The organism is Clostridioides sp. ES-S-0048-02 (assembly GCF_020658495.1).
Classification (GTDB): domain Bacteria; phylum Bacillota; class Clostridia; order Peptostreptococcales; family Peptostreptococcaceae; genus Clostridioides.
Window position 1 is genome coordinate 227342 of sequence record NZ_JACVWH010000003.1, and the last position, 22209, is coordinate 249550.

20 protein-coding genes and 1 riboswitch are annotated in these 22209 nt (G+C 26.8%); of the genes, 15 read left to right on the forward strand and 5 right to left on the reverse strand.

Going from position 1 to position 22209, the window contains the following annotated elements; genetic code table 11:
- The first annotated feature begins 75 nt into the window (after positions 1 to 75).
- The 3 genes from mocA (at position 76) to IC173_RS06195 (ending at position 3617) form a co-directional block, all read left to right on the forward strand.
- On the forward strand, positions 76 to 645 hold the full coding sequence (mocA, locus tag IC173_RS06185) for a molybdenum cofactor cytidylyltransferase (RefSeq protein WP_227482583.1): 570 nt from the start codon (positions 76 to 78) through the stop codon (positions 643 to 645).
- Positions 642 to 1661 (forward strand): molybdopterin-binding protein, encoded by a 1020-nt coding sequence (locus IC173_RS06190; protein WP_227482584.1) that lies wholly within the window; start codon positions 642 to 644, stop codon positions 1659 to 1661. The genes mocA and IC173_RS06190 overlap by 4 nt, the downstream gene beginning before the upstream one ends.
- Positions 1662 to 1991: 330 nt before the next feature.
- A complete protein-coding gene (locus IC173_RS06195; protein WP_227434992.1) occupies positions 1992 to 3617 on the forward strand; it encodes an ABC-F family ATP-binding cassette domain-containing protein in 1626 nt (541 codons plus the stop codon).
- 307 nt (positions 3618 to 3924) lie between these two features.
- Here the strand turns inward: IC173_RS06195 and IC173_RS06200 are convergent, their stop codons facing one another.
- Both IC173_RS06200 and IC173_RS06205 read right to left on the reverse strand, forming a co-directional pair.
- Complete coding sequence (locus tag IC173_RS06200) at positions 3925 to 4065, reverse strand: hypothetical protein (RefSeq protein ID WP_227482586.1); 141 nt, start codon at positions 4063 to 4065, stop codon at positions 3925 to 3927.
- 190 nt (positions 4066 to 4255) lie between these two features.
- The gene (locus IC173_RS06205; RefSeq protein ID WP_227482587.1) at positions 4256 to 5368 is read right to left on the reverse strand and encodes a tyrosine-type recombinase/integrase; all 1113 of its coding nucleotides are present in this window, start codon (positions 5366 to 5368) and stop codon (positions 4256 to 4258) included.
- Between the two features lie 347 nt (positions 5369 to 5715).
- Here IC173_RS06205 and IC173_RS06210 point away from each other — a divergent pair, with 347 nt between their 5' ends.
- Complete coding sequence (locus IC173_RS06210) at positions 5716 to 6093, forward strand: BlaI/MecI/CopY family transcriptional regulator (RefSeq protein ID WP_227434997.1); 378 nt, start codon at positions 5716 to 5718, stop codon at positions 6091 to 6093.
- Positions 6094 to 6630: 537 nt separating this feature from the next.
- Here IC173_RS06210 and IC173_RS06215 read toward each other — a convergent pair.
- A complete protein-coding gene (locus IC173_RS06215; protein ID WP_227434999.1) occupies positions 6631 to 6894 on the reverse strand; it encodes a hypothetical protein in 264 nt (87 codons plus the stop codon).
- A gap of 321 nt (positions 6895 to 7215) precedes the next feature.
- On the opposite strand from IC173_RS06215, the gene IC173_RS06220 reads away from it, so the two are divergent.
- From IC173_RS06220 to IC173_RS06235, 4 genes are all read left to right on the forward strand, one after another.
- Positions 7216 to 7788 (forward strand): hypothetical protein, encoded by a 573-nt coding sequence (locus tag IC173_RS06220; protein ID WP_227435000.1) that lies wholly within the window; start codon positions 7216 to 7218, stop codon positions 7786 to 7788.
- Positions 7789 to 7889: 101 nt separating this feature from the next.
- Positions 7890 to 8888: a DUF4003 domain-containing protein gene (locus IC173_RS06225; RefSeq protein WP_227850997.1), complete on the forward strand. Its 999-nt coding sequence runs from the start codon at positions 7890 to 7892 to the stop codon at positions 8886 to 8888.
- 351 nt (positions 8889 to 9239) lie between these two features.
- Positions 9240 to 9878 carry a lactate utilization protein gene (locus IC173_RS06230; RefSeq protein WP_227855305.1) on the forward strand — a complete coding sequence of 213 codons (639 nt, stop codon included), beginning with the start codon at positions 9240 to 9242 and terminating at the stop codon, positions 9876 to 9878.
- Positions 9879 to 9904: 26 nt separating this feature from the next.
- Positions 9905 to 10804, forward strand: coding sequence for a YegS/Rv2252/BmrU family lipid kinase (locus IC173_RS06235; RefSeq protein WP_227435009.1), 900 nt, complete (start codon positions 9905 to 9907; stop codon positions 10802 to 10804).
- Between the two features lie 107 nt (positions 10805 to 10911).
- On the opposite strand, the gene IC173_RS06240 is transcribed toward IC173_RS06235, so the two are convergent.
- Positions 10912 to 12576, reverse strand: a complete 1665-nt coding sequence (locus tag IC173_RS06240) for a glutamine--tRNA ligase/YqeY domain fusion protein (RefSeq protein ID WP_227435015.1) — start codon at positions 12574 to 12576, stop codon at positions 10912 to 10914.
- A gap of 294 nt (positions 12577 to 12870) precedes the next feature.
- Between IC173_RS06240 and IC173_RS06245 the strand changes: the two genes are divergently transcribed.
- From IC173_RS06245 to IC173_RS06275, 7 genes are all read left to right on the forward strand, one after another.
- Positions 12871 to 13584, forward strand: coding sequence for a DUF2140 domain-containing protein (locus IC173_RS06245; RefSeq protein WP_227855306.1), 714 nt, complete (start codon positions 12871 to 12873; stop codon positions 13582 to 13584).
- A 160-nt stretch (positions 13585 to 13744) separates the two neighbouring features.
- On the forward strand, positions 13745 to 14308 hold the full coding sequence (locus tag IC173_RS06250; protein WP_227482591.1) for a hypothetical protein: 564 nt from the start codon (positions 13745 to 13747) through the stop codon (positions 14306 to 14308).
- 301 nt (positions 14309 to 14609) lie between these two features.
- A complete protein-coding gene (locus IC173_RS06255) occupies positions 14610 to 16310 on the forward strand; it encodes a hypothetical protein (protein WP_227482592.1) in 1701 nt (566 codons plus the stop codon).
- Between the two features lie 168 nt (positions 16311 to 16478).
- Entirely contained in the window at positions 16479 to 17096 is a 618-nt protein-coding gene (locus tag IC173_RS06260; RefSeq protein ID WP_227435022.1) for a hypothetical protein, read from the forward strand.
- Positions 17097 to 17205: 109 nt separating this feature from the next.
- A riboswitch (Lysine riboswitch) is annotated at positions 17206 to 17374 on the forward strand.
- An 81-nt stretch (positions 17375 to 17455) separates the two neighbouring features.
- A complete protein-coding gene (locus tag IC173_RS06265) occupies positions 17456 to 18649 on the forward strand; it encodes an aspartate kinase (RefSeq protein ID WP_227855307.1) in 1194 nt (397 codons plus the stop codon).
- 17 nt (positions 18650 to 18666) lie between these two features.
- Positions 18667 to 19959: a diaminopimelate decarboxylase gene (lysA, locus tag IC173_RS06270; RefSeq protein ID WP_227482594.1), complete on the forward strand. Its 1293-nt coding sequence runs from the start codon at positions 18667 to 18669 to the stop codon at positions 19957 to 19959.
- Positions 19960 to 20163: 204 nt separating this feature from the next.
- Positions 20164 to 20829, forward strand: a complete 666-nt coding sequence (locus IC173_RS06275; RefSeq protein ID WP_227855308.1) for a hypothetical protein — start codon at positions 20164 to 20166, stop codon at positions 20827 to 20829.
- 148 nt (positions 20830 to 20977) lie between these two features.
- Here IC173_RS06275 and IC173_RS06280 read toward each other — a convergent pair whose 3' ends face one another.
- Positions 20978 to 22063: an AI-2E family transporter gene (locus IC173_RS06280; protein ID WP_413927541.1), complete on the reverse strand. Its 1086-nt coding sequence runs from the start codon at positions 22061 to 22063 to the stop codon at positions 20978 to 20980.
- Between the last annotated feature and the right edge of the window lie 146 nt (positions 22064 to 22209).

The window sequence follows — 22209 nt, forward strand, 5'->3', positions numbered from 1 at the left end:
TATAGATAATATCAATAAAGATACTATAAAATCATAACAATATCAATACATTATAAATGTTAAGGAATGATATATATGATAAATGCAGTAATAATGGCGTCAGGATTTGCCAGAAGAATGGGAGAAAATAAACTTTTACTGGAATATGATGGATGTTCCATAATAGAACATGTACTTAAAGCAGTTAGTAAAATTAATTTTCATCAAGTTGTAGTTGTAAGTCAATATAAAGAAGTTTTAGCATTGTGCAATAAATATGGCTTTAAATATGTAGATAATAAAGATGCAAATATAGGTCAGAGTGAATCCATAAAACTGGGAATTTTAAATAGCTCAGAATGTGATGGATACATGTTTTTTGTGGGAGACCAACCATTTATTGATGATTTATATATAGATAAAATTATAAATACTTTTAAATTAGATAGAGATTTTATAGTAATTCCAAGATGCAAAGATGTATGTGGAAATCCAGTTGTATTTCCATTTAGTAAAAAAGAGGAATTATTGGCACTTAAAGAAGATGAAAAAGGGAAAACTATTTTAAAAAATTCATCAAAAATAAAATATGTAGAAGTTCCCGAAAAAATGTTATTAGATATTGATACAAAAGTGGATTATGAAAGAATAGGGGGCAAATTATGAAATTAATAAAAACTATAGATGCTGTTGGACAAGTTTTATGTCATGACATTACTCAAATAATACCAGGAGAATTTAAAGGAAGAAAATTTAAAAAGGGACATGTAGTAAAAGAAGAAGACATTCCAGTTTTATTATCTCTTGGTAAAGACAACTTATATGTATGGGAAAAATCAGAGGGAATGATTCATGAAAATGAAGGAGCTTTATTTTTAAAAGAATTAACTGCTGGAGAAAATTTAGATTTCAGTGAAATAAAAGAAGGAAAGATAGATTTTATAGCAGCATGTGATGGGCTTTTAAAAATAGATGTCGATGCACTTTTTGATTTAAATTGTGTTGGCGAAATAATGATGGCAACTCTTCATAATAATTTTGTAGTAAATAAAGGGTTGAAAGTAGCTGGAACAAGAGTCATACCTTTAGTTATAGATGAGAAAAAACTAGAAGAGGCAAAAAAAGTAGTTGATAACAGAAAGATAGTCAATGTGATACCTTTTAAACCTAAAAAAGTAGGAATTGTTACCACTGGTAATGAAGTGTTTTACAGTAGAATTGTTGATAAATTTGGACCAGTAATAGAAGAAAAAGTAAAGGGGTTTGGATGTGAAGTTATAGGTCAAACTATATGTCCAGATGATAAGGATATCATAAAAAATGCAATAAAAGAATTTATAAGTCAAGGAGCAGAACTTATCTGTTGTACTGGTGGAATGAGTGTAGACCCAGATGATGTCACACCAACAGCTATAAAAGAGACTGGAGCTGATTTAGTTACATATGGGTCACCAATATTACCAGGAGCAATGTTTTTACTTGCTTACTATGGAGAAGTCCCAATTATGGGTATACCAGGGTGTGCAATGTATCATAAAACTACAGTGTTTGATATAGTTCTATCTAGGATTTTAATAGATGAAAAACTTGACAAATATGATATAGCTAAATATGGTCATGGTGGTCTTTGTATGAACTGTGATGTATGTACTTACCCTGCATGTAATTTTGCTAAAATATAAAACCATAAAAATAGAGTACTTACAAACTTAGGTACTCTTTTTAAGTATTAATTATACAGAAAATATATTTTTACTAATAGCTAAAACAGTTTAAAGATTCAAATAAAGTATTTAGAGTGTGTAAAAGAATTAATAAAGTTGCAATTTGATTTTTTTATAAGTATAATATAATAGATTGTTAATTTTTATGAAACTTACAATCTTTAATACAATTTTAATAAATATTTCACGAATTTGGTATAAAAAATATGCTGTTTACGTGAGAATAAAAATGTTATCAAAATTTTATGATAAAATAAATTATGAACAAAAAGAAAGGAAAATACATTAATGTTACAAGTTACAGGTGTTGGACTTAGATTTGGTGATAAGGAACTATTTAAAGATGTTAACTTAAAATTCACTAAAGGAAATTGCTATGGAATAATAGGAGCTAATGGTGCGGGAAAATCTACTTTTTTAAAAATATTATCAGGAGAAATAGAACCAAATACAGGGAATGTGTCTATAACTGATAAAGAAAGAATGTCAGTTTTAAAACAGGACCACTTCGAATATGAGGAAGAAACTGTTTTAAATGTTGTTATAAGAGGTCATGAAAGACTTTGGAGTATAATGCATGAAAAAGATGCTTTATATATGAAAGAAGATTTTAGCGAAGAAGATGGAATAAAAGCTGCTGAACTTGAAGGTGAGTTTGCAGAACTTGATGGATGGGATGCAGAAACTAACGCTGAAAAAATACTTATGGGTCTTGGTATAACTAAAGATATGCATTACAAACAAATGAAAGAATTAGTTGGTGGAGAGAAGGTTAAAGTGTTATTAGCACAATCACTTTTTGGAAAACCTGAAATACTATTAATGGATGAGCCTACAAACCACTTGGATTTTAAATCAATAAATTGGTTAAATAATTTTATAATGGATTTAGAAGAGTCTATAGTTATAATAGTATCACATGATAGACATTTCTTAAATCAAATATGTACTAATATAGTTGATGTTGACTTTGGTAAAATACAGATGTATGTTGGAAACTACGACTTCTGGTATGAATCAAGTCAATTAGCATTACAACTTGCTAAAGACCAAAACAAAAAGACTGAGGAAAAGATAGCTCAATTAAAGGAATTCATAGCTAGATTTAGTTCTAATGCTTCAAAAGCTAAACAAGCTACATCTAGAAAGAAACAATTAGACAAATTAGAAATTGAAGATATACAACCATCAAGAAGAAGATATCCATATGTAGGATTTACACCTGCTAGGGAAATTGGTAATGAAGTTTTAGAAGTACACAATTTAACTAAAACTATAGATGGAGTTAAAGTACTTGATAATGTTTCATTTAGATTGGATAGAGATGACAAAGTAGTATTTATGGGTGATGAAATAGCTACTACTGCACTTTTAAATATAGTTATGGGAGAACTTGAACCAGATAGTGGAGAATATAAATGGGGAGTAACTACTTCTCAAGATTATCTTCCAAAAAACCATAATAAGTTTTTTGATGGAGTAGAGTATTCTCTAGTTGACTGGCTTAGACAGTTTTCTGAAGAAAAAAGTGAGAGTTTTATAAGAGGATTTTTAGGTAGAATGTTATTCTCTGGAGAAGAAGCTTTAAAAGAAGCTCAAGTTATATCTGGAGGAGAAAAAGTTAGATGTATGCTTAGTAAGCTAATGCTTTCAAATGCAAATGTACTTGTGCTAGATGACCCTACTAACCACTTAGACTTAGAAAGTATAACTTCTGTTAACAAAGGACTTGAAAAATTCCCTGGGGTGCTTTTATTTACTTCTCATGACCATGAGTTTATATCTACTATAGCAAATAGAATTATAGAGATAACTCCAAATGGAATAATGGATAGAAAGATGGATTTTGATGAGTATTTAGAAAGTAAAGAGATACAAGACCAATTAGCTAAAATGTATGGGAAAGATAAATAATTGTTAGTTTAAATATTATTTTTAATAATTATAATTATTAGAATAAAAACCTTTTAATGTTTGAGAATACGCCATAGAAGTATGTAGGTATTTAATCAAGTATTAGGAGGTTTTTTATTTAGTATATATATTGTAGTAAATAGGGTTGTAGAGATAACTCAAACAGAACTACGGATAGAAAGATGTATGGATTTTTATTATAAAAAGTACATGTCTCCAAATCAAAATTGATTGTTTACATTGTGTCAAATTACAATAATGTTTGGAGACATAATAAGAAGAAGTTATATAATATAATTTCATAAGTCTATAGACATTCTCTTTTATGATAATGTATTTTTTGTAAGGTTATAGGCGTTACTTTTTCATCATAAAAATCTTCTGCTTTACTAGTAACAATACCACCTAAGCTACAAATGATTTTAACTGTTGTGTTACGTGCTTCCATAAAAATTTCATCAACATCTTGAGAAAATAAATTAAGTTTATAACGCTAAAACTATTTTGTAATAAATATATTTTAACTCTTCTATTATAAAATTAAATTTGAATATTAATTTAACTTTAATTTTATTAGTAGTAAAAATTAATTTTATAGATGATAAAGGCTAGAGTAGTTATAATTAAAAAATGTAATATTAGTTGGCATTAAATAAGTTCTCAGAAATTTTGTCAGATGCTTCTTTATCCATTTCTTTTAGAACATGGGAATAAACATTTAAGGTTGTATTTATATTTGAATGACCAACTCTTTCTGAGATAACTTTTATAGGTACCTTAGAATTTATAAGTAAAGTAACATGTGAATGTCTTAAATCATGAAATCTAATGTGTGGCAAGTCATTCTTTTCTAAAAATCTTTTGAATTTTTTACTCATAACATCTTCAGCAATAGGTTCACATTTTTTATTGAAAAATAACAAGTCATGACTATTTCTAATAGAAGACTTTAATAAGTTTTTATTTTGTTTTATCTTATATTCCTTTAGTAAAAAGATTAATTCCTTTGGAGCAGATATTTTTCTAATAGAGCTTTCAGTCTTTGGTTCTTTAAGAATTACAGAGCCATTAATTCGAGCTGTTATCTTATTTACAGTTATTGTATTCTCTTCAAAATCAATATTATCCCAAGTCAAACCTAAAACTTCTGAAATTCTAAGACCTAAACCAACTGCTAAATTAATAGGTAATTCCATATATGTATTTTTTGACAATTTCAACAATTTTATCATTTGTTCTTTGTCATAAATTTCATTTTTAAATTTTTTATATCTTGGAGCTTCTATATTATCCATAATATTTTCTTTTACTAATTTGAGTCTATATGCTCTTTTTATTGCAAGTTTCAATATATTTATATGAATCTTAATTGATTGAGGATTCAATTTATGAGATAGTTTATCAATGTAGTTCTGTATATGAATTGGATGTAAATCCTGTATTTTATATTTACCAATAGAGGGATTAATATAATTCTTACAAATACTAACATAATTGTTGTATGTAGCTAATGATATATTTTCACTGTACTTTTTTAAAAAATCTAATAGAAATTCTGAGACAGTGATTTCGTTTGGAATTAAAAAGCCATCTTTATACAGACTTTCCTTTACTTCATTTAACCTTTTGCTCGCATCTCTTTTTTTATCAAAAATACCCATGTTCTTTTGTTTTCTTTTTCCAGTATCTTCATCTGTAAATTCAAGATAAACTACATAATTCTTGTTTCGTTTTCTAATAAATGCATTCATATATAACCCACCAATCAAAATTTTATACATTTATTATAACATATGGATAAACTCAAAAATAGTTTTTGAAATAAATTTATGGCTATTTCAAATATTGATATTTATTGATTATAAAATGAGTATATTATCTTAAATATTAGAATTTTAATTTAATAATCTGTTATACTTATATATATAAATAAAATTTATTATTTACTTTTGGGTTTTTTATGTTTGATTGGTACTGAAAATATAAGTTTTTTATATTAATAAATTTGAATTGTATATTTTGAATAAAACCTTTGACTGGGAAAGTTTATTAATATAGTATTTAATTATGTATAAGTTTGAGAGGAGTGTAAAATCATATGACTATTACTAAAATACCACCAGCGGAATTAAAGGTCATGAAATTTATTTGGGGATCAGATTTTACAGTAACATCAAAAGATGTCATTGAAGCTATGGAAAAACTATATGATTGGAAGCAAACTACAACACTAACACTTTTATCAAGATTAGTAAATAAGAAGTTCTTGGATGCTAAAAAGATAGATAGACATACACATTATACAGTTATTATTGGAGAAGCTGAATATTTACATTTTGAAACAAAAACTTTTCTAGATAATATGCATGGAAGTTCTATTGAAAGCTTTATGAAAGCATTGTTCAAAAAGGGGGTAAATGAGGAGGAATTAAATTCTGTTGAAAAATGGGTAAAAGACATTAAGAAAGATGAATAGTTTGTTTGAGATCAATAGCAAGAATAACTTTAAACATATATTTTTTGTAGTAATTGTATGTTTAAATGTATGAACATTTAAGCATTTAATAGTATATAAAAACTAAGGCTTATTAGTTATTTTTAAGATGAATTTAATTATCATAAAATAAATAGTTTTTACAATAATTAGTAAAATGAATTAAAAGTGAAGTAAACTGTAAAATACATAGATTTATTTATTAAGTATCCCTAGTTTTCTAATGCATTTTAATACTATAAGTCTAATATAAAATCAAATTTATTGATATTTAATTTTATATTAGACTTATAGTTAATCGGAGCTTAGCTAAATATCGATTATTAAAATAGAAAACTAAAATTTTTTTATTATTTATACAAATTGATTATTTTTTAGGTATATTAAATGACAATGTATTAGATTATCTTGTTGTTTAAATGAGTATTTATAAGTATAAAATAAATATTACTAAAATAGATATTAATAGCCATTAAAATAAAAAGAAAAGTTCCTAATTTTTAGGAACTTTTTATTTGTTTAGTATAATGTATGAGTTTTTGCTTCAGCAATAGCTCTTGCTGCACTTTTAGGATTTTCTATATTCTCTTTTTTATAGAAATTAATTACTTCTTCTAAATCTTTATTTTCAATGTCATCTTTTCTATTTTCAAGAATATAATTTATGATTGATTCGTTTATAAAGTTTGATAAATCTGTATTTTCATTATTAGTCATTTTGTATACTTCTTGTAATAAAATTTCATTAACTTCAACTGTAATTTGTTTTGTATTTTTTATCATATTAATCACCTCTTAAAAAAATTATAGCATTTCAAAAAAATAAAATCAATATGTTTTAAAATTATAGAATTTTAATTCTTAAATTCTTAAAAATAGAAAAATTAAATAGAAGTAGTTTTGAGCTATTAAAAAGATTAATAAAAAAAATATTTAGTCATAAAACCCTTATACTATATGATTCTAAGATGAAGGATTTATAAAGGTTTAGGGTGAATTAAGTATAAGACAACTTCTTAAAGCAAATGAGTATGGCATTTAAATCTAAATGTAGACATATAATATTAAATATGCTAATATATCAAAATAATAAGGGGGGAATTTATGAAGCTTAAAGAAGCATTGATTACATGTGTTGTATGTAGTGTATGTTTAACTCCATTATTGGTAAATGGAGAAACAAAAATAGATGCAGAGCATTGTAAAGAATCTATAGTAAATATAGATACTATAGTAACTTCAGGTAAAAACTTTAATTCTAAATATAATCAAGGTATGGAAGACTATAAAAGCAGTGATGAGTATAAATTGAAAGTGCAAAAAGAGAGACTAGAAAACCAGCTAGGAATCAAAATAAAGGATTTAATTCCTATAACATTTGAAGTGAGTTATTATACCAGCCTTAACCAAGAAAATGGATATGGAGCTATAACTGCTACAGGAGATGATTTAGAAGATGGTTTTGTGGCAAACAATCACTTAAGTTTTGGAACTAAGATTATTGTAGATGGTAAAGTAAAAACCGTTATGGATAGGGGGTCTAGTAAGTATTTTAGTAATTCTAATGCGATAGATGTATTTGTACCCAAATGGAGTAACGAAAGTGAATCAGAGTATTATGACAGGGTTAATAATATGGGAAGGCACTATAAAAAAGGATACATCATTATGGAATAATAGTTCTTCTTCAAGTAATATGTATTGATTGCAATATTTATTACATATATAATAGATATTAAGTTAATTAATACAACAATGTATATTACTGGGAGGGCAATATGGAACAAACTTTTATAAATGGGAAAATAAACTTATTAATGGAAAATTATAAAGCATTAAATGAAGTTAAAGGTTCTTGGCAAATGGGATTAATTCAACATAGTTGTGCACTTGCATTTACGCTTAAGAACAAGAGGATAAGCCCTAGATTAGTAGAAGAGCGAATAGAGCTTATTAAAAAAAATACTGGATTATTCTCTAACTTTAGAGGATATAACATATTTTATATTGCAACACTACTTTCATTTGAATCAAATCCAGAAAGTAGTTTTAAGATGATTTTAGAGATATATAAAAATCTTAAAAATGAAAAGTTTTGGGGAGATACATATTTACCACTTACAGCATCAATAGTCTATGAAAATAGAGATAAAATGGATTATATTACATGTATATCAAAAATGAAAACAGTATACGAATATATGAAGAAAAAACATCCATTTTTAACATCTAGTGATGACTATTGTAATATAGCACTTATTGCAATTCATTCAAAAAATTTAGAAGAAGATTTAGAATACATAGAAAAATGCTATGAATTTCTAAATAAAAATGGTTTTTATAAAGGAAATGACTTACAAGCGCTATCTCAAATTCTTTTATTTAGCGAAGATAGAACAATGGGTAAATGCAAAAAAACTATTGAACTTAAAAAAGCATTTAAAGAGAATGATTGTAAGTTAAATTATTATGGGTATCCAATAATAGGAGCAATTTCGTTATTAGATTATAAAGAAAATGAAATAATAGAAAATATAAAAAATGTTTCAAATAGGCTTAAAGAAGAAAAAGGTTTTGGGAATTGGTCTTTAGGAAAAAGCAATAGAGTAATGATTAGTTCTGCTGTTGTGGCTTCTATTTATGCAGATTCAATACAAAAAGAAAATAATATAGATTCTATAGCTAATAATATATTTTTAAATATTATTATTGCTATTCAAGTTGCTTGTGTAATGGCAGCTACAAGTGCAGCTATAGCATCTTCTTCATCAAATTAGTGACATTATTTATTAAAATTGGATATAATAAACTTAATAATACAATTTATATGTTTAAAAAAGAATATGATATTACACTTAAATTAATTGTGATATTTAATAAAATAAAGCATATAATTAATATATAGATTTCAGAAAATATATAATACTACATACAATATAGGGAAAGTAGAAAAATACATCTACTTTCCTTTTTAATTATAAATTATGAGTTAGTCTTATAAAAAAATTTATGGAAAATTTATTTAAAGTTTTATATTGTATTTTTTCTTAGATGTACTAAAATAAAACTATAAAGAAAATAAAATTTATAACAAACTAATACATATTGAAAATAAGGGGGAAGTTGAGATGGATCAAAATCTAAATTGGCTTAAAGAAAAAAGAATAGAAAAAACAATAAAATCTCTAGAAAGTAATAACATGAAAGGGTATCTAGTAAATAATAAAGAAGAGCTTCTTAAAAAAATTGAAGAAATAGTAGAAGTAGGTTCTTTAGTAGGTTGTGGTGGCTCTATGACTTTATTTGAGACAGGAGTTATTGACTTTATAAGAGAAAAATATGATTTTCTTGATAGATATGCAAAAGATATTAAACCAGAAGAAATGAAAGAAATATACAGAAAATCATTTTGTGCAGATGCTTATTTTACAAGTACTAATGCAATAACAGAAAATGGAGAGCTCTATAATTTAGATGGAAATGGAAATAGAGTAGCTGCTATGATATATGGACCAGACAAAGTAATAGTTGTAGCAGGTGTAAATAAAATAGTTAAAGATGTAGATGAAGCTATAAAAAGAACTAAAACAATAGTCGCTCCAGCAAATTGCAAGAGACTGAATACAAATACTGGATGTAAGACTACTGGCATATGTATAGATTGTTCAAGTCCAGGAAGAATTTGCTGTAGCTATACACTTATAAAAAGACAATTAGCACCAGAAAGAATACATGTAATTTTCTTAAACGAGGACTTTGGATATTAAAAGAATAAAATAAGTAAGGAGAAATAATGAAAAAAGTAAAACTTATATACAATCCTAATTCAGGTGAAAAAAAAATATTATCAAATTTAGATACTATTATAGAATTATATCAAAAACAAAATTATTTATTGATACCCTATAGATTGAATATTAAAGAGCCTGTAAATAATGCATTTAAAGAAGTAGATAGTTCCTATGACCATATACTAATAGCAGGTGGCGATGGAACTATAGATTTAGTTGTAAATTCAATGAAAGAGTTAGATATAAAGATTCCAATCGGAATTTTACCTACAGGAACTGCAAATGATTTTTCAAATGCTCTTCAAATTCCATTTGATATAAAAGAAGCTATAAAGGAAATCATAAATTCAAAGCCAAAGAAAATAGACATAGGGAAGGTAAATAATAAATACTTTATAAATGTCGCAAGTGCAGGTATGTTTACTGATGTATCACAAAGAATAAGCACAGACTTAAAGAATTCGTTTGGAAGAATTTCTTATTATATAAAGGGAATAGAAGAAGCATTGTATATGAGGAAGTTTAAGATAAAAGTATATTCCAAAGAGATGAATTATGATGGAGATATGTATCTTATGCTGATTTTTAATGGAAAAACAGCAGGAAATATAAATTTAGCATATAAAGCTGAAATAGATGATGGATATTTAGATGTAATTATTTTTAAAGGAATGCCAATTCCAAAATCAATACCAGTTTTGATAAGTGTGCTTAGAGGTGATTACTTAGATCAATATAATGGAAATGAAATATTGTATTTTAAAACTAAAAAAGTAGATATAGAATGTAAAGATTCTCTTATAACAGACATTGATGGGGAAAAAGGTCCAGATTTTCCTCTCAATATAGAATGTATAAAAGATGGAATAGAGGTTATGGGAATCTGTAGTGGAAAAAGTTAATTATTTAAAATAAATGATGAAGACTAAAATAAAAAATTACTTCTAACTAAATTTATTTATAGTAGAAGTAATTTATATCTTAAGTCTTCATTTTTTAGTTATAACAATTATTTAGCAGGTTTAAAAGAGCTTTTTAAAGGAACTATTCTATTGAACACAAGTTTTTCCTTAGTTGTATATTTATTATCTATACTAAAGAACCCATTTCTAACAAATTGGAATTTATCAAAAGGTTTAGCATCTTTTACTTGTGTAGGCTCAACGAAACCTTGTAATATTTCTAATGAATTAGGATTTATCTGTTCTAAGAAATGCTTTCCTTCATTTTCAGGTAAATCATCAAGAATCAATGGCTCAAACAATCTAAATTCACATGGTATAGCTGATTTAGCATCAACCCAATGTATTGTAGATTTTACTTTACGACCTGTAAATCCAGAACCACTCTTAGTTTCAGGGTCATAAGTACCATGTATTTCAACTACATTTCCATTTTCATCCTTAATTACATCCGTACATTTTACGAAATAAGCTCCTTTTAAACGAACTTCATTTCCTGGGAAAAATCTGAAATATTTTTTAATAGGTTCTTCCATAAAATCATCTTGTTCTATATATAATTCTCTAGAAAAAGGAACTAATCTTTTACCTTGAGATTCATCTTTAGCATTGTTTTCTATTTCAAGCATTTCAACCTTATCTTCTGGGTAGTTGGTTATAACTAGCTTTAAAGGTCTTAAAACTCCCATAGCAAGTGGAGCCTTTGGCTGTAAGTTTTCTCTTAGGAAATAATCAAGCATTTGACTGTCTACTGTAGAGTTAACTTTCGATACTCCTATTTCACTACAAAAATTACGTAAAGCTTCAGCAGTATATCCCTTACGTCTAATTCCAGATATAGTAGGAACACGAGGGTCATCCCAACCATCAACAATTCCTTCGTCTACAAGTTGTTTTAATTTTCTTTTACTCATAACAGTATTGTTTATGTTAAGTCTAGCAAATTCTATTTGTCTAGGTACATTTTCCATTTCACATTCTCTGACAAACCAGTCATAAAGAGGTCTTTGGTCTTCAAACTCCAAAGTACATATAGAGTGAGTTATTCCTTCAATTGCATCTTCAATTGGATGGGCAAAAGCATACATAGGATATATACACCATTTATCTCCTGTATTATGATGTGTTGAATGAGCTATTCTGTATATAATTGGGTCTCTAAGGTTTATATTTGGAGAAGACATATCTATTTTAGCTCTTAATGTTTTTTCTCCATCTTTAAATTCACCATTTTTCATTCTTTCAAATAAATCTAGGTTTTCTTCAATAGTTCTATTTCTATAAGGGCTTTCTTTACCAGGTTCAGTAAGAGTACCACGATACTCCCTCATTTCATCCTGTGTTAATTCACACACATAAGCTTTACCTTTTTTTATTAGGATTAAAGCTCTTTTGTACATTTCATCAAAGTAGTTAGATGCAAAATTTAATTCATTCCAATCAAATCCTAACCACTTAACATCTTCTTTTATGGATTCTACATATTCAACATCTTCTTTTAATGGATTTGTATCATCAAATCTTAAATTGGCCTTTCCATTAAATTCTTTAGCTAGTCCAAAGTTAAGACATATACTTTTTGCATGACCAATATGTAAATATCCGTTTGGTTCAGGTGGAAAACGAGTTATTATACTGTCATGTTTTCCTGTTTCTAGGTCATTTATAATAATATTTTTTATAAAGTTAGATGAGTTCGTTTCATTTGACATATTTCCATACCTCCTATTTAATTTGCTTATAATACAGAACACTACACTGTATTGCATAATATTAATTTTAATCCAAGATTAGAAAAAAATAAAGGTGTAATTAAGAGTATTATGCAAAATATTAACTTTTATACTAAAAACATGTTTTTTTACAGTTTATTTACAAAAAAGCAGATTAGTTGAATTAATCTTTAAAAGACTGTATTATAATATGTATATTGTTAAGAATATTATGTGAAGTTAGTTATCTAAATTTATTTTAAATCTGTTGACAGATTTGTAAAGGAGACGATTATGGGAAGGATTGCAAAGATTATATTAAGCTTAATTGTTATTATTTTAGTGTTAACAGGTATTGTTGTATACACATTAACACCAAAAGAGAGATATGATGTTAGTTCACAAAATAATAAAATCATAGACGAAGAGTATTTATCAAAAGGTTCATATATAAATTCTATGGAAATAGTAAAAAATCCACTTAGAATGGTTGGAAAAGTATCTGTTTCCGAAGAAGAGTTTAGAAACCTAATATATACATTAATGAATAAACATGGAATTAAAGAATTTGAAAATAATTTTGTTGAGATGAAGGATGGAAAAATAAAAGTGGCAGGTCCATATAAGGTCTTTGGTCTAATCAATAGCCAATATGAGCTTGAACTAAAACCCACTTTAAAAAATGAAGATTTGGTTGTAAGTCTTGAAAATGTAAAGATTGGAAAATTTAAAATAAGTGATAAAATGCTAGAAAAAATACTAAGTAATTACAATAAAAAGGTTCCATTTGAGGTTAATGGAAATAAAATTACTTTAGAAAAAAGTTATCTTTATCCACTAACACTTAAAAATATATCTATAAAAAAAGGAAATGTTGATTTGGATATGGAAGTAGAAATAGATTTAAAATCACAAATAAATGGAGCATTAGGTTATCTAAAGGATTCTGGAAAAGCTCAGGATATACTAAATCATTTGATTAATTTAAAGAAAACATCTGTTGGTTAAAAATATAGAAAATTTATATTTATATTTTTATTATATTTTATATAATATTAAAGCACTTTAAAATCAAAATTTGTAAAATAGCCTTTATTATGTTAGAATATTTTATGACATTAAGTTGTAAGTGTATAATATTATTTAATTACTAGATTGGGGGGAAATGATGAATAAAATTTATATTGTAACAACATATACAGGAACTGTATTATCTTATTTAATAAGAAATATAAGTAAAAAACTGTATACACATGTGTCAATATCATTAAATGAAAATTTAAAGCCAATGTATTCTTTTGGGAGATTAAATCCAAGAAATCCATTTATTGGAGGCTTTGTTGAAGAAAATATAAATCAAGGCTTATATGCTATAAGAAAAAATACTGTATGTAGAGTATATTCATTAGAAGTATGTAATTCACAATATGAAAATCTATTTAAAAATATAAAATTAATTAGTGATTATAGAGAAGATTACTATTATGATATAATGGCATTGATATATTTGTCTATGAATATTCACAGAAAAGTTGAATATAAATACGTATGTTCAAACTTTGTTGCTGATATGTTAGAAAAAAGTGAAATAGATATTTTGAATAAAGAAGCATTTGAAGTAACACCAAATGATTTCTATAATTTAAATGGTTTAACTTTAGAGTATGAAGGTTTATTGTCAGAATATAATTCTAAACAGCATTCTTATGTATCCAAAATGGCAAACATATAAAAAATTTATTTTAAAATTTATCATATAAAAATATTGCTAAATAATTAGGCTGAAGATGGTAGTTTAACTTCGAGAGGATTAAGAATTCGTAAATCTTAGTTAGAACACTTTCTTCAGTTTTTGATTTTCTATAGTTATTTACATGATTATAATATTTTTTTGAGATATATATCAAATATAAATAAACAGTGGTACAAAAGTATAAAGATATCTTAATACATAATAAATATGATAAATATTTATTTTTTGTAAATATATGGATATAATAGTAATAATAATATTTTATAGAGAGGAGTATTAAATGAAACGATATCTTAAAACATATGGAGTTTCACTCATAATTGTAGCAATTTATGCATTTATTAAATTACCTGTACTTAGACTGGACTTCACATCTTTATTTTCAGTAGGAATAATATTTTTTGTTGTAGCAGGAATATTAGATATGATGCTAGATAGAAATGAAAGAACATCTAAACTTGCTAAATATAATTTTTCAATAGCAATAGCTTTACTTGTATATGTTGTAGTTGTACCCTTTATAGCCTCTACACCTGTACTTCATGCAAAAGCCTATAAAGACTTATTAGGAAAGGTGACTGAGAGTAAATTTACTGATGATATGAGTCCTGTCAGTGTAAATGACATTCGTCTTGTAGATGAAGACATGGCAATGAAATTAGGTGATAAAAAACTTGGAGAAGTTCCAGCTATAGGTAGTGTATCAAAATTAGGAAAGTTTCATATACAAAATGTAGATGGAGAGTTGTACTGGGTAGCACCTCTTGTGCATAGAGATATAATTAAATGGGTTACATCTTTAAGTGGTACAAGTGGATATGTAAAGGTATCAGCAAGTAATCCTCAAGATGTTCAACTAGTTCAAGAAATAGATGGAAAACCAATAAAGATAGTATATCAACCAGAAGCTTATTTACATCAAGATTTACAAAGACATTTATACATACATGGTATTGTAAATGTTGGTATGACAGATTTTACTCTTGAAATAAATGATGAAGGAAGACCTTATTGGGTTGTAAGTTTATATGAACATAAAATTGGTTATGGAGGAGCAAATGCCACAGGCATAGCTACCGTTGATGCAGAAACTGGAAAAATAAATGTCTATAATGTTAAAAATACACCTAAATGGGTAGATAGAATACAACCACAAAAATTTGTAACAGACCAAATTCAAGACTGGGGTGTTTATGTCAATGGATTTTTAAATTCTGTTATATCAGAAAAGGGAGTACTAGTGCCAACAGAAGGGACATCGCTAGTCTATGGAAATGACAATAGGTCATATTGGTATACAGGTATAACATCGTCTGGTGGAGATGAATCTACAATTGGATTTATGCTTGTTGACTCTAGAACTAAAGAAGCTAAACTGTATAAGCAGCCAGGAGCAACTGAGACAGCTGCGATGAAATCAGCTGAAGGTAATGTTCAAGAAAAGAATTATGAAGCTACATTCCCTGTTATGTACAATATATTAGGTCAGCCAACATATGTATCATCTTTAAAAGATAAAGCTGGTCTTGTAAAGAGAGTAGCCTTTGTATCTGTTGAAGATTATAATGTACTTGGTCTAGGGGAAGATAAAAATGAAGCTTTAAGAAATTATAAAGATTCATTAGAATCTAAAGGCAATGACTTAAAGCTTGATAATGATATGAAAGATGAAGTTATAGAAGGTGTAGTAACTAGAATAAGTCCTGATGTGCGAGGAGGAAATACTAATTACTATGTAACTTTAGATTCTAATAAAGAGATAATATTTAAAGCTACCTCAAAAGTATCTAGCGAATTACCATTGACTCAAGTTGGAGACAAAGTTAAAATATCATATTCAAAAGAAGAGTCTGGTGTAATTGAAATGTCAGAATTTGATAACTTAAATATTGCAAATTTTGATGATAAAAAAGCAAAACAAGAGACAGGAACTAATGAAGATACAAATTCACAAGATTCTGAAAGTCAAAGCAATGTGTAACTTAGTAAAAAAACTGTAGATAGTGTTTAGTGCATTAATAGCTAGTTTTTATAGAAATAAATTCTATAAAAACTAGCTATTTTATTTTAATTCTTTGTAAATTTAATGTCATAAATTTAATATAATATTAGTACAACTTTGCAAATAATACTTCAAGGAGAATGTACTATGACGAATATGGAAAAAGAGATATTGCTTTTAATTAGCAGGGTTAGATGTGTTACAGAAGCTCAATTTAGAAAGATTTATGGAGACCAAAAAAGATACAATAAAAAAAATTTCAAAAAAACATTGAGAAAAATGTGTAGTGAGTATACACTAAAAAAATATCCATGTGATGTGGATTATCGTAACTATAAGGACCTCTCATATGTTTACTATTTGAATGGTAGTAAGCTTTTTAAGGGAGATGATTTAATAAAGGCTCTAGTAGGGTCAGAACTAGTTGTTAGAATTAATACTGCAGGTTGTGATGTAAAAAGATTTTATCGAAATGTTAGTGTAGATGATGTTAAATATGATTTATTTATTGAATATACAGATCAATTTGGCAATATAAAGCAGGTTTTAGTAGATGTTGATTTAAATAATGAAATAGATGTTTCTAAATATGAGAATCTCTCTAGAAAAATAGATAAATCTACAATTCCATTTTTTAGAGTACCAAATATTTTGGTGGTTACACCAGATAATTTATCTGAATTAAATGACTTAGAGAAAGAAGATAATGAATATAGTATAAATTTTATAGATTTAGGATTAAATAAACTATTTAATTGTATATAAGATATTTTAGAAAATAAAGTTTTTGATTTGCCACATTTTGTAAAAAAATTGTTGCAATATTATATAGAATATGATAAAACTATATTAATAAATTAATTAATAATAATGAGCCTAGGGTAGAGGTAGCTATATTCAAGAGTAATCAATAGTAGCTGGTAAGTGTTGATGATTGATGAAAGGGTCTATAGCCGAAGAAAAGTTGTTGACAAACAGGTTTTCTGGACTTATGCAGAATATGCATAAGGCTGTCACTTTTAAAGTGGTGAGCTACAAGGTTACTTGGTCTATGAAGTTCACACGTCCAAAGTATACCTTTGGGCGTTTTTATTTATCAAAATTTAGCTTGAGGGGGAAAAAGCATGAGTATAATTGTCCAAAAATATGGAGGAAGTTCAGTTGCAGATACTGACAAAATAAAGTCGATTGCAGAAAATATAATAGAAAGAAGAAAAGAAAATCCACAAATGGTAATAGTTGTATCTGCTATGGGAAAATCAACAGATGAATATATAAACTTGGCAAAAGAATTGAGTAATGAACCTAGTAAAAGAGAGTTAGATGCTTTAATGTCTACTGGAGAAATGATTTCAGCATCTTTATTATCAATAGCATTAAATGCACTTGGTTGTAAAGCCATAAGCTATAATGCTTATCAATTAAATATAAAAACAAGCGGACTTCATGGAAAATCTCAAATTGATGATATAAATGTAAATAGAATAAAGAATAGTTTAGATGAAGGGAATGTTGTAATAGTAACTGGATTTCAAGGAATCAATGAAGATGGTGATGTAACTACTCTTGGAAGAGGTGGTTCAGACACATCTGCTGTAGCTCTTGCAGTTAAATTAAATGGCAAATGTGAGATATATACAGATGTTGATGGAATTTATTTTACAGACCCAAGAAAATATGCAAAGGCAAATAAACTTGATGAGATTGAATATGAAGAGATGCTTGAATTAGCAAGTTTAGGAGCACAAGTAATGCATTCAAGAAGTATAGAACTTGCACAAAAATATGGTGTTGAAATTTATGTTGGACGTACATGTGGTACAGTAAAAGGAACATATATAAGAGGGGGAAAAGACATGAAATTAGAGGATAAAGTAATAACAGGATTAGCTACTAGTGATGATGATAGTTCTATAACAATAAAAGATTTTAAAGTAGAAAATATATCTAGTTTATTTGAAGATATAGCAACTATGGGAATAAGTGTGGATATGATAAGTCAAACTGCACCTATTTTAGATAAAATAAGTGTGTCATTTACAGTTCCAAAAGAAGAATTAGGAGAGTGCAAAAAGATAGTGTCTAAATATACAAATGAAGAACATGTAGTAATTGATAATAACATCACTAAATTCTCTTTAGTAGGTCTTGGTATGAAAAATACTTCTGGAGTTGCTGCTAAAGTATTTAAGATATTTAATGAAAATGGTATAATGGTAAAACTTATAACTACATCAGAAATTCGTATAACTTGTGCCATAAATTCTGATGATAAACAAGTAGCTATTGAGAAAATAGCAGAAGTATTTAATATATAAAACTTAGGGAGGATATTATGAAACTTCATGGAACTATGACTGTAAAAGACAATGAATTATATATTGGAGGTGTAAGCTGTCTAGAGCTTAGTAAAAAATATCAAACTCCATTATATGTATTTGACGAAGACTTAGTAAGACAAAACTGTAGAGAATATATAAAATATTTTAAGGCTAAAGATGGAAAAAATAAAGTTGCTTATGCAGGTAAGGCATTTTTACCTCTTTATATGTGTAATCTTATAAATGAAGAAGAGATGTGTTTGGATGTAGTTTCAGGAGGGGAACTATATACAGCTTATAAATCAAATTTTCCTATGGAAAAAGTTTTCTTTCATGGAAACAATAAAACTGAAGAAGAAATAAATATGGGATTAGATTTGGGAGTAGGTAAGTTTGTAGTAGATAATTTCTATGAGTTAGATTTAATTGAAAAATTATGTGAAGAGAAGGAGAAAACTCAAGAAATATATTTTAGAATAACACCTGGTATAGAAGCTCACACACACGATTATATAAAAACAGGTCAAATAGATTCTAAATTTGGTTTTGCTTTAGTAAATGGAGATTTGTTTAGAGCAATAGAAAAATTGAATGATTATACAAATATTAAATTGGTAGGTCTTCATGCTCATATCGGTTCGCAAATATTTGATGTAGAACCATACATAGATACAGTAGATATAATGATGAACTTAGTAAAAGAAATAAAAGAAAAATTTAATATACAGCTGACAGAAATTGACTTAGGCGGAGGTGTAGGTGTTTATTATAGTAAAGGTGATAAACCTAAAACTATAAGAGAATTCTGTGAAACTATAATCACTAAAGCAGAAAATTCTTGTAAAGAACTTGGAATAGAAGTACCTACATTGGTAATAGAACCAGGAAGATCAATAGTTGCAAATGCAGGAAGTACATTGTATACAGTAGGTTCAATAAAAGATATAAAAGATGTTAGAGTTTATGTAAGTGTAGATGGAGGTATGACAGACAATGTAAGACCTTCACTATATCAAGCTAATTATGAATGCAGTATTGTAAATAAGATTAACCATGAAACTATGAACCATGTAACAATAGCTGGTAAATGTTGTGAAAGTGGAGATATATTAATTGGAGATATAGATATAATGGATATAAAAAGTGGAGATGTACTTATAACAACATCAACAGGTGCATATGGATATTCAATGTCTTCAAATTATAATAAAATACCAAGAGCAGCAGTAGTGTCAGTATTTGATGGAGATGACAAGATAATTTGTAAAAGACAAAGTTATGAAGACTTATTATCTTTAGAAGTATAGAAGAAGAATTAAATATTAATTTTTAAAATAAGTAGATTAGACAATATATCTATAGATTTAAACTAATTTTTAGTTTGTTATAGTTATTCAAGTCATATCTACTTATTTTCTGTTTTATTAACAATTTTCCTGTAATAAATATAAAATATTTTAAAAACTTCCTGATTATGATAAAATTTAAAGTATATGACAAGGAGGGATTTAATGAGAGGAAGAGTAATTTTATTGATATCGATATTATCTATATTTCTTGTAGGATGTTCATTTAATAAAAAAGATGAAATAAGTTCAACTGAGCAAGGAAAAATATATTTAGAGAAACATGACTATAAAAAAGCTATGGAAGCATTATCCTCTGCACTAGAAGAAGATAGCGCTAATGAAAATGCAAGAGCTATGTATATGCAATCTATGAGAATGCTAAATGTGGATGAATTTGAAAAAGCTACAAATTATACGGATGCAATTAAAGAGCTTAAGCTTATAGAGAAAATTAAAAACGGCTCATCTGTTATTAAAAATGAAGCATCTAAAAAGAAAGAGGAATTGACTAAATTAGAAAAAGAACAGAATGAAGCAGAGGAAGAACGAAAGAAAAAGGCAAAAGACACAGCTGGAGAAGATAGGTATAGAGTGGAATCAGAAGCAAAGAAATCTTCCTATAGTGAAAAGAGTAAAAATAATAAATCTAATTCCAAAAACAAAAATACAACTTCAAACAATAACAAAGATGTAACTAACAATGATTCTTCTCAAGATCAAGAAAAACCAAATACGAGCAATCCAACACCGACACCAACTCCACCTTCATCAGAAAATAGTGGAGGGTCAGATAGTAGTGGAAATTCTCAGAACTCAAATAATCAGTAAATGTAAAGTATTACATATAAACAATTAAGACTTTGTATCAGAAAATGAAATTAACTTTTAGCATATATTCTTTGCCAAGAGTTAATTTCATTTTTTTATAGTAATGTAATAGATAATAATTAATTTTTAAAATTATAAAAGATAAAGCTTATTGCAATCTCTTGTCAATATATTTGTCAATAGAAGTTTTTACAACAGCAGCTACAGGTACTGAAAGAAAAACACCTATAAAGCCAAAAAGAGACTGTCCTATTAAAATCGCAGAAATTATCCATATAGCTCCTATTCCAACTTGATTGCCCATAACCTTTGGCTCTATGAAATTTCCATCTAGTTGTTGTAATATAAATATAAATACGATAACCCATATGGTTTTTTGTGGGCTGTATAAAATTGTCATAGCTACTGGAGGTATAGCTCCAATAAATGGCCCTAGATAAGGTATTATGTTTGCTAAAAATATTATTGAAGCTAAAAATAAAGCATTTTCTATTCGAATGATAAATTGAAATCCTATAAATGCAATTATACCAATAATGAGAGAGTCTAAAATTCTACCAATTAAATAATCATAAAAAATATCATGAGTAGTTCTAAAAAATTCTATAATGTCATCAGCTTTGTTTCTAGCAGTAGAAGAATATAGCAATCTTTTAAATCCTAATGCAATTTTTTCCTTATCATATATAATATATATAGATAATATAAAGCCCATTACCATACTAAATAGCATAGATGATATGCTAAGTGTATAGATTAAAAAGTTTTTAGGAATTCTACTAATAAAATTACTAGCCTCTTTTAATGCATTATCTAAGCTGTGTTGTATATGAGGAATTAGAGCTTTTAAAAAATCTATGTTTGACATATTTTTTTCTATAAAATTATCTATATAATCACTGTAGATAGGCATTTCATTTATTAATCTATTTAATGTATTGGCTATTGAAGGAATTAGTAATCTAATACCAAAAGCTAAAATAATACCTATCAATATATAAGATAAAAAAATGGATAAAAGCCTATGTGTTTTAAATTTTATTTCAAAAAGCATTACAAGAGGATTTAAAAGCAAAGCGAGTAAAATAGCTAGTAAAAATGGACTAAAAAAACTTAATAATCCTTCAATGCTAGATATAAAATCTGCTGGAGTATTAATAAACTTAAAAAATAAAATTCCAATAAACACGACTATTAAATAATATTTTACATTTTCTTTTGAAATAATAATCACTTCCTTAAAATAGTGTTTAATCAGCTATTACATATTAATAGTATGTGAAAAGAAATTACAATTATTTAGGAAAATTAAATAATTTTTTGGCTTGTTTTTAATTAAGGTCTAGTATAGTATAATAATGTAACAAAATTAATGTTGAT

Bases quoted from the DNA above. Each gene is read 5' to 3' on its own strand.
- mocA (WP_227482583.1), top strand. From the start codon at position 76: ATGATAAATGCAGTAATAATGGCGTCAGGATTTGCCAGAAGAATGGGA.
- IC173_RS06190 (WP_227482584.1), top strand. From the start codon at position 642: ATGAAATTAATAAAAACTATAGATGCTGTTGGACAAGTTTTATGTCAT.
- IC173_RS06195 (WP_227434992.1), top strand. From the start codon at position 1,992: ATGTTACAAGTTACAGGTGTTGGACTTAGATTTGGTGATAAGGAACTA.
- IC173_RS06200 (WP_227482586.1), bottom strand. From the start codon at position 4,065: ATGGAAGCACGTAACACAACAGTTAAAATCATTTGTAGCTTAGGTGGT.
- IC173_RS06205 (WP_227482587.1), bottom strand. From the start codon at position 5,368: ATGAATGCATTTATTAGAAAACGAAACAAGAATTATGTAGTTTATCTT.
- IC173_RS06210 (WP_227434997.1), top strand. From the start codon at position 5,716: ATGACTATTACTAAAATACCACCAGCGGAATTAAAGGTCATGAAATTT.
- IC173_RS06215 (WP_227434999.1), bottom strand. From the start codon at position 6,894: ATGATAAAAAATACAAAACAAATTACAGTTGAAGTTAATGAAATTTTA.
- IC173_RS06220 (WP_227435000.1), top strand. From the start codon at position 7,216: ATGAAGCTTAAAGAAGCATTGATTACATGTGTTGTATGTAGTGTATGT.
- IC173_RS06225 (WP_227850997.1), top strand. From the start codon at position 7,890: ATGGAACAAACTTTTATAAATGGGAAAATAAACTTATTAATGGAAAAT.
- IC173_RS06230 (WP_227855305.1), top strand. From the start codon at position 9,240: ATGGATCAAAATCTAAATTGGCTTAAAGAAAAAAGAATAGAAAAAACA.
- IC173_RS06235 (WP_227435009.1), top strand. From the start codon at position 9,905: ATGAAAAAAGTAAAACTTATATACAATCCTAATTCAGGTGAAAAAAAA.
- IC173_RS06240 (WP_227435015.1), bottom strand. From the start codon at position 12,576: ATGTCAAATGAAACGAACTCATCTAACTTTATAAAAAATATTATTATA.
- IC173_RS06245 (WP_227855306.1), top strand. From the start codon at position 12,871: ATGGGAAGGATTGCAAAGATTATATTAAGCTTAATTGTTATTATTTTA.
- IC173_RS06250 (WP_227482591.1), top strand. From the start codon at position 13,745: ATGAATAAAATTTATATTGTAACAACATATACAGGAACTGTATTATCT.
- IC173_RS06255 (WP_227482592.1), top strand. From the start codon at position 14,610: ATGAAACGATATCTTAAAACATATGGAGTTTCACTCATAATTGTAGCA.
- IC173_RS06260 (WP_227435022.1), top strand. From the start codon at position 16,479: ATGACGAATATGGAAAAAGAGATATTGCTTTTAATTAGCAGGGTTAGA.
- IC173_RS06265 (WP_227855307.1), top strand. From the start codon at position 17,456: ATGAGTATAATTGTCCAAAAATATGGAGGAAGTTCAGTTGCAGATACT.
- lysA (WP_227482594.1), top strand. From the start codon at position 18,667: ATGAAACTTCATGGAACTATGACTGTAAAAGACAATGAATTATATATT.
- IC173_RS06275 (WP_227855308.1), top strand. From the start codon at position 20,164: ATGAGAGGAAGAGTAATTTTATTGATATCGATATTATCTATATTTCTT.